At 42.3% G+C, this 13,618-nt stretch carries 11 protein-coding genes; all 11 read left to right on the top strand.

Annotation, left to right across the window (positions count from 1 at the left end; genetic code table 11):
- Positions 1-8: 8 nt before the first annotated feature.
- The 11 genes from EBO34_RS07490 to EBO34_RS07440 all read left to right on the top strand — a co-directional run bounded on the left by EBO34_RS07490 (position 9) and on the right by EBO34_RS07440 (position 13,605).
- Complete coding sequence (locus tag EBO34_RS07490) at positions 9-1,526, top strand: aldehyde dehydrogenase family protein (protein ID WP_122897281.1); 1,518 nt, start codon at positions 9-11, stop codon at positions 1,524-1,526.
- A 378-nt stretch (positions 1,527-1,904) separates the two neighbouring features.
- Positions 1,905-2,777 (top strand): 3-hydroxyacyl-CoA dehydrogenase, encoded by an 873-nt coding sequence (locus tag EBO34_RS07485; protein ID WP_122897280.1) that lies wholly within the window; start codon positions 1,905-1,907, stop codon positions 2,775-2,777.
- Positions 2,774-3,973, top strand: a complete 1,200-nt coding sequence (locus EBO34_RS07480) for an acetyl-CoA C-acetyltransferase (RefSeq protein WP_122897279.1) — start codon at positions 2,774-2,776, stop codon at positions 3,971-3,973. The genes EBO34_RS07485 and EBO34_RS07480 overlap by 4 nt, the downstream gene beginning before the upstream one ends.
- Before the next feature lie 128 nt (positions 3,974-4,101).
- The gene (paaX, locus tag EBO34_RS07475; RefSeq protein ID WP_122898608.1) at positions 4,102-4,980 is read left to right on the top strand and encodes a phenylacetic acid degradation operon negative regulatory protein PaaX; all 879 of its coding nucleotides are present in this window, start codon (positions 4,102-4,104) and stop codon (positions 4,978-4,980) included.
- A 92-nt stretch (positions 4,981-5,072) separates the two neighbouring features.
- Complete coding sequence (locus tag EBO34_RS07470) at positions 5,073-5,630, top strand: methyltransferase family protein (protein ID WP_183163755.1); 558 nt, start codon at positions 5,073-5,075, stop codon at positions 5,628-5,630.
- Positions 5,631-5,889: 259 nt separating this feature from the next.
- Entirely contained in the window at positions 5,890-7,395 is a 1,506-nt protein-coding gene (locus EBO34_RS07465) for a phytoene desaturase family protein (protein ID WP_122897277.1), read from the top strand.
- 277 nt (positions 7,396-7,672) lie between these two features.
- Positions 7,673-9,367, top strand: a complete 1,695-nt coding sequence (locus tag EBO34_RS07460; RefSeq protein ID WP_122897276.1) for a sensor histidine kinase — start codon at positions 7,673-7,675, stop codon at positions 9,365-9,367.
- Positions 9,368-10,501, top strand: coding sequence for a response regulator transcription factor (locus EBO34_RS07455; protein ID WP_122897275.1), 1,134 nt, complete (start codon positions 9,368-9,370; stop codon positions 10,499-10,501).
- A 90-nt stretch (positions 10,502-10,591) separates the two neighbouring features.
- The gene (locus EBO34_RS07450; protein ID WP_122897274.1) at positions 10,592-11,833 is read left to right on the top strand and encodes an ABC transporter substrate-binding protein; all 1,242 of its coding nucleotides are present in this window, start codon (positions 10,592-10,594) and stop codon (positions 11,831-11,833) included.
- A 65-nt stretch (positions 11,834-11,898) separates the two neighbouring features.
- Entirely contained in the window at positions 11,899-12,780 is an 882-nt protein-coding gene (locus tag EBO34_RS07445) for a carbohydrate ABC transporter permease (protein ID WP_122897273.1), read from the top strand.
- Entirely contained in the window at positions 12,781-13,605 is an 825-nt protein-coding gene (locus EBO34_RS07440) for a carbohydrate ABC transporter permease (RefSeq protein ID WP_122897272.1), read from the top strand.
- Positions 13,606-13,618 lie beyond the last annotated feature (13 nt).

Raw genomic sequence — 13,618 nt, 5'->3', positions numbered from 1 at the left:
ATAATGAAATGAAAAGCGTAGAAGAGAAAAAGCTTGATAACGAAGTCATGAAGCGTGATCTTTATAAGATGGTAATCAACGGCCAATCCGTGGACAGTCTCAGCGGGGAAACGTTTGTCACATACAATCCGGCAACGGGTAAGCCGCTGGCTGAGATTGCAAAAGCAGGCGTGGAAGATGTGGACCGTGCAGTAGAAGCTGCCCGAAACGCGTTTGATCACGGAAAGTGGAAGCGTTATCCGGTTGGGAAACGTGCACGTGTCATGAACAAAATTGCGTCTATTATGCGCTCCCGATTCAATGAACTCGTTGAACTTGAAATTCTGAACAGCGGTAAAAGTGTAGGTGCTGCCCAGGGTCAGGTTATGCAGTCAATCGAAGACTTTGAATTCTATGCAGGTGCTATTGTAGGTCACACAGGTTCTGTAAACAACGTTCCAGGCGGATTTTTCAACTACACACAGAAAGAGCCGGTAGGTGTTGCGGCACAGATCATTCCGTGGAACTACCCAATGATGATGGCCGCATGGAAAATCGCTCCTGCGATTGCGGTTGGCTGTTCAGTTGTACTAAAGCCTGCAAGCCTTACACCTGTAACGGCCATTGTTCTTACTGAAATCTGCCACGAAGCCGGCGTTCCTGAAGGTGTCGTTAACGTTGTAACAGGACCGGGATCGACTGTCGGATCTGCACTTACAGAGCACAAAGGCGTGGACAAAGTAGCTTTTACCGGTGAAACCGGTACCGGGAAAGACATTATGGCAAAAGCGTCTGAAACACTAAAGCGCGTGACTCTTGAACTTGGAGGGAAGTCACCAAACCTCGTGTTTGATGATGCAGACATCGATGCAGCAGTAGACGGTTCACTGTTTGGAATCTTCTATAACACAGGTCAGTCGTGTGAAGCACGCTCCCGTCTGTTTATCCATGAAAATGTTTATGACGAGTTCATGGAAAAGTTCGTAGCTAAAACGAAGCAGCTTAAGCTTGGCGATCCGATGGACAAAGGGACTCACCTCGGCTCTATCGTTAATCAGAAGCAGGTTGATGTCATTGACGGCTATGTGAAACAGGCAGTGGCAGATGGTGCGACTGTAGTTACAGGAGGAGAGCAAATCCATCCTGAAGGATTTGAAGATGGATACTGGTATGCACCTACAGTCATTACTGATGTAACAAATGACATGACAATTGCTCAGGAAGAGATTTTTGGTCCGGTTGTGGTTGTGATGACATTTAAGGATGAGAAAGAAGCGCTTAAGCTTGCCAACGATAGTGAGTTCGGCCTCGGGTCTGCAGTATGGACGAAAGACAACGGCCGTGCAAACCGTGTAGCCAGCGGTATCCAGGCTGGTATTGTCATGGTCAACTGTCCGTTCTCAGCATTCCCTGGTACACCGTTTGGAGGGTATAAGCAGAGCGGATTCGGACGTGAGCTGTGTGTGGAAACCCTCGACCTTTATACAGAAACAAAAAGTGTGCTTTCCTACGTTGGAAACCGGCCGTTAAACCCGTTCGGACTGTAGGATAGAAGATGAAGAGGTTGACCCGGAAGTTTGGATTTTACCTTATGTGTCAACAGCAATGAGCGGAGCCGCAGCTAAAGAGCCCGGCATCTGCCGGGCGAGCAACGTGCCGAGCCATTGCCAGTTTGAAATACCTGTGTTTTCACCTGAACCAGCTTTTGCGAGGGCGTTGACAAGCGCGCCTCGCCTTTTTTTCAAAACGATATTTAACTTAACAGTGATTTATCGACCAATTATCATCGTTTATCGATCCAAAATTAGAATATATCGGTCATTTTCAGAATATATCAGTCGTTTTACAGAACTTATCGGTCATTCGACAAAAATCGCCCCCTTTTGCAAAAAAAAACAATGGATAATTATAAGGAGGTTACATAGATGAACATCAACAACATTGCCGTAATCGGTTCCGGTGTCATGGGCAGAGGTATTGCCTATGTAAGTGCCGTTGGAGGATATAAAACAACACTCGTGGATATTAACGCGGAGGCTCTTGAAGGAGCCCGCCGTGATATTGACGGGATCTTCCGGAAAGGCGTGGAACGGAACAAAATCTCTGAAACTGACGCATCAGACGCAAATGATCGACTTCTTTACAGTTCCAGCATGGAAGAAGCAGTGATGCAGGCTGATCTCGTAATCGAAGCGGTTCCGGAGAAGCTCGAGATCAAACAGCAGGTCTTTGAGACTCTGGAGGAGCATGCACGGGAACACTGTTTTTTTGCCACCAATACTTCCACAATGAGCCCGACAGAGATTGGTTCGTTTACGAAACGGGCGGAAAAAACCATTGCCATGCACTTTTTTAATCCTGTACAGAAAATGCCCCTGGTTGAAATTATCCGCGGTCTTGAAACGAGTGATGAGACAGTGGAAGTGGCTAAGACTGTCGCTGAACGGATGGGAAAAGAAACGGTTATTGTAAATGAATTTCCGGGATTTGTAACAAGCAGAATCAGTGCACTTGTGGGGAACGAAGCGTTTTACATGCTTCAGGAAGGTGTCGGAACGCCTGAGGAAATCGACCGCGCCATAAAGCTTGGCCTGAATTATCCGATGGGGCCATTTGAACTCGGGGACCTGGTGGGCCTTGATACCCGACTGAACAACCTCACCTATCTCCATGAAACCCTTGGGGAAAAGTACAGGCCATGCCCCCTTCTTGTGAAGTATGTGAAGGCGGGGCGTCTTGGGAAAAAGACCGGTAAAGGTGTGTATGACTATTCGGAACAAAGGGATGTGGTCAGATGAAGAGCGTCGTCATTGCAGATGCAGTCCGGACCCCGATAGGAAAGTACAAAGGGGCGTTAAAATCGGTTCGCCCCGATGACCTGGGAGCCGTTGTCATAAAAGCCCTGGTTGAGCGAAACAGAAGTGTTCCGGCTGATCAGATTGAGGAAGTGGTTTTCGGCAATGCAAATGGGGCAGGAGAAGACAACCGGAACGTGGCACGAATGAGTGCCCTCCTGGCGGGCCTCCCGGTAGAAACAGCAGGAACAACGATCAACCGTCTTTGCGGCTCAGGTCTTGATGCAGTCAACTATGCTGCGAGAGCAATTATGGCAGGAGAAGGAGACATCTTTATCGCCGGGGGAACCGAAAGCATGACCCGTGCGCCCTTTGTGATGGCTAAACCCGAAAGTGATTTTCCGAGAGGGGATCTCGGCATGCATGATACAACGATCGGCTGGCGTTTTGTAAACGACAGGATGAAAGAAATGTATGGAACGGATTCGATGCCAAAGACAGCCGACAACGTGGCAGAGAGATTTAACGTGCTGAGGGAAGACCAGGACCGGTTTGCGTACAACAGCCAGATGAAAGCGAAAGCGGCTGTGCAAGCAGGTCGGTTCGCAGATGAAATAGTAGCTGTGGAATATAAAGACCGTAAAGGAAATACGATTACCGTCGATAAAGATGAGCACCCGAGACCTGAAGTAACACTCGAAAAAATGAGAATGCTTCGTCCGTTATTTGAGAATGGGACGGTAACGGCAGGGAATGCTTCCGGTGTTAACGACGGCGCGTCTGCACTTCTTCTTATGAGCCGGGAAAAAGCAGAGGAGTTCGGAGTGGAGATCCTTGGTGAATACGTAACATCGGCTGTAGCTGGTCTTGAACCGTCGATTATGGGCGTCGGCCCCATTTATTCTACCCGCAAAGCGTTAGACAGAGCAGGGATTACTGTTCAGGATTTGGGACTCGTTGAGTTGAATGAAGCCTTTGCAGCGCAATCCCTTGAGTGTATGAGACAGCTTGAGCTGGATGAAGAAATTGTGAATGTGAACGGAGGAGCGATTGCGTTCGGACACCCACTTGGGGCAAGTGGAGCCCGGATACTGACTACACTCTTGCACGAAATGAAGAGGCGGGAGGCCGATTACGGTCTTGCAACGATGTGTGTAGGGGTTGGACAGGGGATCAGTACAATCGTGAAACGGCCATAAGCCTTACGAATTTTTCAAGTGTCGTTAAATTTACATTGCATCCATTATTCGCTATAATATGCGGATAATCAGCTTTTTCCGACACAGGGGGAGTATGAAGAGAGAAGGTTATTGCAATGGAAGAGAACATGAATACACGATCAATGATATTTACCCTTTACGGTGATTATATCCGGCATTACGGAAACGAAATATGGATTGGCAGCCTGATTTCACTGCTCAAAGAATTCGGGCATAACGAACAGTCCATCCGGGCCGCTATATCGAGAATGAACAAACAGGGGTGGGTTCAGTCCCGTAAAGAAGGAAACAAAAGCTATTATTTCCTTACCGAGCGCGGTGTTAACCGGATTGAGGAAGCAGCGGACCGTATTTTTAAGCTTAAAAATGAAAGCTGGGATGGGAAATGGCGAATGCTTATGTATACGATCCCGGAAACAAAGCGAAATATTCGTGATGAGTTAAGAAAAGAACTCGTGTGGAGCGGGTTTGGTACGCTTTCCAACAGCTGCTGGATTTCCCCCAACCCTCTGGACAAGCAGGTGGACGACCTGATTAAGAAATACGATATTTCCAGCTACGTACACTTTTTTGTTTCTGACTATAAAGGACCGAGGAACAATCATCAGGTAATTGAGGAATGCTGGAACCTTAGTGATATCAATGACCGCTATCAGGCATTTATATCAACGTACAGTGAAAAGTACATTATTGATAAAAACAAGATTGAAAAAGGGGAAATTACAGACGGGGAATGCTTTGTTGAGCGGACGAAGCTCGTCCATGAGTACAGAAAATTCCTCTTCGTGGATCCGGGGCTTCCTGAAGAGCTCCTTCCGAAGAAATGGCTCGGTGAATACGCAGCCTCGTTATTTGCCGACTATTACAAGGCCCTCGCTGAGCCGGCAAGCCGTTTTTTCGAATCGGTATTCCGTGAAGGTAATGAACTGACCCGCAGAAACAAGGAATACAATGCTTTTTCACATCCGCTGATGGTGAACGATTAAATAAAATACGACAAACTTCTACGAAGGAATCCTCATTCGCATTATCGAATACGTTGAGGATTCCTTTTTAAATGGAACAAAGGAGGTCAGGTGTGATCTTAGACATTGCATTTTTTGTTATAACAGCAATCTGGCTGTTGGAGTTTGTCTTCTTCCGGGACCGTAAGCCATCAGGCGGCACGAAAAGAGAAAAACGCTCCTTTTACTGGATTGTAGCGGCTCTTGTCTTTACCATTGGGGCCTCTGTTATGAGCCGGGAAGCATCTTTCCTTGTCTTTCCCGAAACAACCGGAATGCACTTGACCGGCCTTGTTGTTTACGCACTGGGTGTGGCTCTGAGGTACTGGGGGATTCTGGAGCTCGGGAAAATGTTTTCAAGAGATGTAGCCGTTGAATCAAGTGTGGATTTAGTCAGTTCGGGTCCGTACCGTAAGCTCAGGCACCCGTTGTATACAGCCATTCTTCTTTGCGTAACAGGGATTTGTCTGTTTATGGGCAGCATCATTGGTCTTCTGTCCATTGCGGTAACGGTCGTTCCCGCTCTTCTTGCTCGTATGATTATCGAGGAGCGTATGCTTGCCGGTGAACTCGGAAACGGATATAAATCCTGGTGCCAGAAGCGCTACCGGTTTATTCCTTATCTTTACTAATAGCGTATAAAGTTTTTTCGAAGACTCTGTTACTCACATTAGTTAAATATTGCTCCACTAAATACTCTTATGAAAATTACCATTGCCCTTTTCCAAAGTCAGAAGTTTGAGAATGCCCGAAACTCCTGTGGCGGTGGAGGCTCAGCGGCACCTCCGCGGAAAGACAAGAGCGTGCAGGCAGCTTCAATTACTTTAGCAAGAAACTAAAACTCCGTAGAAAAAAGCTTAATTAAATAAGAAGTTCGAGGAGGAATCAGTGATGGGACAACAGCGTGCAGTAGTAATTGGTGGAGGTTTGGGAGGTCTGTCATGTGCAATCAGGCTTGCAGCAGACGGGCATGACGTTACCGTACTTGAAAAGAATGATCGTGCCGGAGGAAAGCTGAACCAGCGTTCAGGACAGGGATTTACCTTTGATACAGGCCCGTCGATCCTGACGATGCCCTGGGTACTGGAGAGACTCTTCAAAAGTGCAGGAAAGGACATTTCCGACTACATGACGATTACACGGATCGAACCGGGCTGGCGTTCCTTTTTTGAAGATGGCACAACGGTGGACATGGTGGCAGATATACCTCAGATGCTACATGAATTGCGGTCGGTAAATCCTGACGATGCAAAGAAATACTTCGATTATTTGCAATACGCTCAAGATTTATATGAGCTTTGCAAAAAGAGCTTTTATAAGGAGAGTATCTCAGGTTTGTCTGAATTAAGACAGCTTCATTCCTTAAAGGAGCTTCTTGGCTTTGATCCGATGCGAACGGTTGCAGAAGGTACAAGCCGGTATTTTAAAGACAAGCGCCTTCAGCAGATGTTCAATTTCCTTCTGATGTATGTAGGCTCATCACCGTATCACGCACCGGCTGTTCTTTCCCAGCTTGCCTACGTACAGCTTGGAATCGGGGTTCATTACGTGGAAGGCGGGATGTACAATATTGCGCGGGGAATGCTTAGGCTCCTGGAAGAGCAGGGAGTGGAAGTGCGTACAGAGGCTGAAGTGACCGGCATTCAGACAGAAGACGGAAAAGCAACAGGTGTTGAGCTTGCGGACGGGGAGGTTGTCCAGGGAGATCTGATTGTTTCAAACCTGGAAGCAATCCCGGCTTACCGAAACCTGACACAGTCACCAGAGGCGGTAAAAAAATCCTACGAACTTGAGAAGTCGTTTATCCCTTCTGTTTCCGGTCACGTCCTTCTCCTTGGGCTAAATAAGAAGTTTCCGAAGCTTGCACATCATAACTTCTTTTTTGCCAATGACATGGAGCAGGAATTCAGGCAGATTTATGATCAGGGTGTGCCAGCTGATGATCCGACAGTATATGTTGGCATATCATCAAAGTCAGATTCGAGCCAGGCGCCTGAAGGAAAAGAGAATCTGTTTGTCCTCACTCATGTCCCTGCTCTTAAAGATGGGGAGTCATGGGAAAAGTACAGAGAAGCGTACCGTGAAAAGGTCATTGCCAAACTTGAGCGGCAGGGCCTTACCGGCTTAAGAGAAGCGGTTGAATTTGAATACCAGTTCATCCCCGATGATTTAAGAGACCTTTACGGGCCGAACGGCGGTTCCATCTACGGAATTGCTGCTGATAAGAAAAAGAACGGCGGATTTAAAATTCCGAGCCAGAGTGAGCTCTATGAAAATCTCTACTTTGTTGGCGGCTCCACCCACCCTGGCGGCGGGGTACCCATGGTGACCCTGAGCGGGCAGCTTACTGCTGACCTGATTAAAAAGAATCTTTCTAAGGTTAATGTAAAACAATAAACAAATATGATTATCCCCTTTGCTCAGAATCACCAGACTTAAGGAACGCATGTTTGGTATAATTTGAAACAAACATACGTGCTTTAGAAGAAACTCTTTATTGCCACCTGAACTACCAATTTTATACTAAGTTATGATTAAGTCCTCTTTAAACATCAAAGGGGACTTAATTTTTCATCATAATTTTGATATGAGGTGTAGTTTAAGATAATCAATTTAAAACTATGTTAGAATTGTAAGAAAATTGCTTTAGATATGTAGCAAAAGGAGTTTGAAAGTGAGCATAAGAAAAAGATTTTATCTGTTGTTTGTTTTTACAATAGTAGTTCCTCTCGTTCTTATAGGCTGGATCTCATATGAGTTTTCAACGAATATCTATAGAGACCAAATTAGTAGTCATATGCTGGATACCTTGGATGCCATTGATTTAAATGTTAATGCTACCTTGAGTGAAGTTGAATCTTTTACTGAATATGTAGCTACCTCCCCATCCGTTTACAATTATTTAACTACTGAAGAATGGCCATCCTCGCTGGAAAAGGTAAACAATGAGAGTACCATTTCACGACTAGTGTTTAATAACCAAAATACATTCGATTTTTTTATTTTAAGCAAAGATAATGACCCTCTATATTTTCTGGCTGCTCCAGAAGAACGATTTCACGACCTGGAGGGGTCTGTTTTCTTTGAAGAAGTAACGAAAAGACGAGGGGGGCCATATTGGATTGGACCAGCGAGTGAAGATTTAATTGAAGAGAACAGTACCTTCTTCACTGTTGGAAGAAGTATTATTGATCCGCGAACGCTAGAGGAATTAGGTCATTTTGTTCTGTTAGTAAAGCCAGATATATTAAATCCAACCACAACTTTAGGCAGTAACAGTGATAGTGAGTGGTTGATAATTAATGAAGATGACCGAGTCATTCACCAAAGTGACCCTGATAAGTTAACTGGTCCTGTTGATACAAGATCTCTCATTAATACAGAAGGCATTTATACGGATAGCGACGGACGAGAATTTCTCTATGCAAAGGAATCAACATTTCAGGATTGGACACTGGTTTCCATGAAAAGTATGGAGAGTGTGAACAATATTTTAATTCCAGTGCGTTTATTTACAATTGGCATCATTGTGGCTTTATTTTTATTACTCGTATTGTTTCACCGTATGTTTTCGCAAAGGTTAATCCTATTTATTAATACCTTCAATAAAGGTATGACCGAAGCAGCTGGTGGAGACCTGAATGTACGTATGGAACATTATAAAGAAAAAGAGTTTACAACACTTACTACAAGTTTCAATGATATGGTTAGTCAGCTAAGAGATATGATAAAGAAAGTAGAAGAGGAACAAAACAAAAAACAGGAAGCCGAATTTAAGGTTCTCCAACATCAAATCAACCCTCATTTCTTATATAACACATTAGAGTCTGTTAATGCTTTGGCAAGCTTGCAAAAAACAAAGGAAGTTCAACACCTTGTTACAAACCTAGGTAAACTCCTTAGAATAAGCTTAAAAGGACCGTATGAAATCGAATTGCAAGAAGAAATAAAGCATGTATGCAGTTATTTGGAGATTCAGAAGATCAGACACTTGAATCGGTTTGATTATGACGTTGATGTTGATCAAGATGTACAAAATAACAACGTTCTGAAGCTCATTCTACAGCCGATTGTAGAAAACAGTATTGAACATGGTAAGAAGCACAATTCGTTTAACCATATTTCAATTCAGGCTAAAAGAAAGAAAAATCGAATCGTCATGCATGTTACTGACAATGGCCCTGGTTTTACTGAAGACATATTACTTCAGCTGAACAATCGTCATGAATCTTCTTTCACTGGAATCGGACTATTGAATGTACACGATCGAATTCGAATGTATTACTCAGGTAATAGTGGGCTGATCATTTGCAGTACCGAAGGCAAAACGACAATTCAGATCACTATTCCTATTAAAGGAGAGGTTTAAGTGTTTAAGGTAATGCTTGTTGATGATGAAGAATTGATCCTTGAGAGTTTAAAAACCACATTACCTTGGAAGTCTCTTAATTGTTATGTGGTAGGGACGGCAACTTCAGGTGTGGAAGCATTAGAACTTTATGAAGAACTAAAACCAGACATTGTTGTGACTGATATTAAGATGCCCGATATGAGTGGCATTGAGTTTCTAAAACGAATTTCTTCGAAGCGCACGACAGATGAAGTCATTGTATTAAGTGGTTTCGACGAGTTTGAATATGTTCGTGATGCTCTTCACTTTAAAGCATTTCAATACTTGTTAAAACCAATAGATCGGGATGAATTTTTTACTGTAATTAAAAAAGCAATAACTGAAATTGAAGCTAAGGTCAAAATTCAGAAATCTACACTTAAGCAATTGACATTAGATTTAATATTTCAAAAAGATATTAAAGATATAAATCTTGCGACTGATTATCCAAGCTATACCCTCATGATAACGGATAAAGATAAAATTGGAACGATTGAAGAGATACATACAAAAGATGAGTTTGTATATATTTATCCTCTTGGGAATGAACAGAAAATATATGTAAGTGGTGGACTTTCATCACGTGAAAAGATAGAAAACATTGCAATAAAATACCTTGAGGATAAACGGGTATCCGCGGTTGCAATTGGGCCAACCGTTAATGAATTAAAGGAGATCACTCAGTCGTATGAGAGTGCTATTCACTATTTAAGCAAAAAAGAGTTTATTGATAAGCCATTGATAACTGAAGGTACATTCAATGAATATCAAAAGAAAGAAAGTGAAACGGTAAATGTAGTTCGAGAGGCTAAGAAGTATGTCGAAACCCACTACGACAAGCCTTTAACCATAGAAGTCGTTGCTAATCGATTTGGGTTTAATGCCAGTTATTTAAGTACGTTGTATAAGAAGGTTCACAAAGTAACGTTTTCTGAACACCTTAAAACCATTCGTATTAATCAAGCCTGCAGGCTTCTAGCTGAAACAAATAAGCCAGCTTATGAGATAGCAAATTTAGTAGGGTATGAAGACCAAAGATACTTTAGTCAGGTATTCAAAAAAGTATTGCATGTAACCCCGAGTGAGTATAGAAGGAAGTATTCAAATTCATAAAATCAAATAATATTAAACATTAAACAAATGATTACCTCCTTATGAAAGCGTTTTCCTGGAAGTATGATAGTACCAAGGAGGAGATAACAAATGAAAAAGAGTTTTTCGTTATTATCGGTTATGGGCGCCGCCCTTATTTTAGCTGCTTGTAACAATACTGAATCACCTACAGAAGGTGCGGAAAGTGACACTACAATTGAATTTTTCCAGGTAAAAGCTGAAGCAGTTAATACTTTTGACACGTTAATTGAACAATTTGAAGAAGAAAATCCAGGTATTAAAGTAGAGCAAAATACTGTTCCAGACGGGATGACTGTTTTAACAACACGTTTTTCGACAGGCGATGTCCCAGATCTTTTTATTACTTATCCTGTTGAGCAAGACTATGTATTGCGAGCAAACAACGATTACTTGTTGGATATCACAGATGAGGACTTTACAGAAAAGATTAATCCAGAAATTCAAGATAGATACCTTGTAGATGACAGGATGTACGGTGCTGCCTTATCTCTGAATGCCAATGGAGTATTGTATAATAAAACGATTTTTAATGACCACAACTTAGAGGTTCCAGAAACATGGGACGGACTTATTGAAGTAATGGAAGAGTTGGATGCGAATGATGTTACCCCAGTCATTATGGGTAATCAGAATGTTGACCAGACATCGATTTTTAATCTGAACTTTATTGCTCAACAATTCGATGAAGATTATTGGGAGCGCTTCAATAATGGTGAAGAAAATGTAGTTGGCAGCTCTGAGTGGGAAGAAGCGTCTGAAAAGATGTTAGAGGCTCTACAGTATGCTCAAAGAGATCATATGGGAACAGACTATGATCAAGGTAACGACTTATTTGCCAATGGTCAAGGAGCTATGTACTTTATGGGAGCTTGGGTACTGCCAACCCTTAGAGACATGAATGATAATTTTGATGAAGAGTTTGGTTACTTTCCATTCCCTCAAACGAATAACCCTGAGGAAAACGTTACAATTTCAGGGGTAGACGTAGGTTTATCCATTGCTGCTGACACAGATCATCCTGAAGAAACGTTAAAGTTTGTTGAGTTTTTAATTGATGAGGCCCAACAATTCGCTGATATGGATGGATCTTTTAGTGCAGTGGAAGGTGTGGAGGTCAATGATGAAGTCTTACAAGGACTACTTCCGCACGTAGAAAACGGTCAAATTGCAAACTGGCCAAATCATTATTGGGCAGGAGGGACTGCTGCAGAAGCAGACTTTCGTGGCCATACTCAAAATTTCTTTAATCATCAAAATATAGATCAATACTTGGAAGACTTAGAAAACATGTTTGAAAGCTATCGAAATTAACGTAAACACGCCCTCTCATGATCGGTAGTGAGAGGGCTTTTACTTAACACCTGGAGGTAAAAATAATGAAGAACAGCGCTTATACAAGCTTAAAAAAGGGGTACCTTCTTCTATTAATCCCAGGATTAGTTTTACTCATGTTATTTTATGTCTATCCAGTACTCAGTGCGATCTATATGAGTTTAACGAATTGGGATGGAGTGAGTAGGACGAGGGATTTCATAGGAATTAGCAATTACATCACGATCCTTCAAGATAATCGATTTTTAAATGCATTAATGTTCACTGTGAAATATGCATTTGTGTCTACCATTTTATCTAATGTAATCGCGTTAGCAGTTGCAATGGCATTGGTCAAGAAGATTAAATTTCGTAACACATTTCGCGCTATCTTTTTCGTGCCAGCCGTTTTAAGTCTCTTAATTATAGGGTACATTTGGAAGCAAATTTATTACCGCGTCATTCCTTATTTAGGTGATCGGTTAAATATTGAAGCCCTTCAAATGAATATGCTCGGCAATCAAGATACTGTGTTTTGGGCATTGGTCGTGGTTACTGTATGGCAGGGAGCGGCTATCTTAATTGTTATCTACATGGCTGGTCTTCAAACAATACCTGAAGATATCTATGAATCTGCAGCCATTGACGGAGCAAGTGGGCTAAAAAAGTTCTTTAAAATCACCCTTCCGTTGATTGTTCCTTCAATTACAATATGCCTTATTTTGGCGATGAAGCAGCATCTGATGGTCTATGACTACATTGTAGCATTGACGGGAGGCGGGCCTGGTTTTGCGACTGAATCAGTCACATTACTCATCTATAACCTGGGATTTTTAAATAACCGTTTTGGTTATGGGTCTGCAGTTGCCATCGTATTATTCATTTTCATCATTGTTGTTTCCGTTATTCAGATCAGTATTTTAAGAAAAAGAGAGGTGCAGTTGTAAATGTCATCCAATACCTTACGTAAGATAGGGCTATATCTGTTCATTGGAGTTGGTGCGCTTTTCATTCTGTTTCCTCTTTATTTAACAATCGTAACTGCATTTAAGACACCCGAAGAATCATCCAGATCCTTCTTTACTTTACCGAGCAGTTTAAACTTTAGTAACTTTACGCAGGCAGCGGAAATGTCTAATTATTTCGGCGCATTTTTGAACTCTTTTTTCATCACGAGTATTTCTGTTGTCTTAATCATATTTTTGGGTTCGATCGCTGCTTTTGCAATCGCTAGAAATCAAGACCAAATGTTTTATCGTATTATGTACTACTTTTTTGTAAGTGGGTTGTTTGTTCCCTTTCAAGTTATGATGCTGCCACTCGTCCAACAACTTAGCACATTTGGATTGTTGAATAAATGGGGTCTGATCATTCTGTATGCGACATATGGACTTTTCCAATGTGTCTTTCTCTACGTAGCATATTTTAAATCCATACCTAGAGAAATTGAAGATGCAGCTTTAATTGACGGGTGTGGCGTTTTTCGAATGTATTGGTATATTATTTTCCCAATGCTTAAGCCAATGACAGTGACACTCTTAGTACTAAACATTATTTGGATCTGGAACGATTTCTTAATGCCATTAGTCATTTTACAGCGATCAAGTGATTGGACTTTACCTCTTATGCAGTACGTATTTGAATCACAGTATGCTGCAAACTACAATTTAGCTTTTGCATCTTACTTAATGGTACTGTTGCCAGTAATCATTATTTACCTATTCTTGCAACGCCATATTATTGGTGGCGTTTCTGACGGGGCAGTCAAATAACGGGAGGACAGTA

Origin of the sequence: Alteribacter keqinensis, assembly GCF_003710255.1 — a bacterium.
Lineage (GTDB): Bacteria > Bacillota > Bacilli > Bacillales > Salisediminibacteriaceae > Alteribacter > Alteribacter keqinensis.
This window is presented reverse-complemented; position numbering and strand designations above follow the sequence as displayed.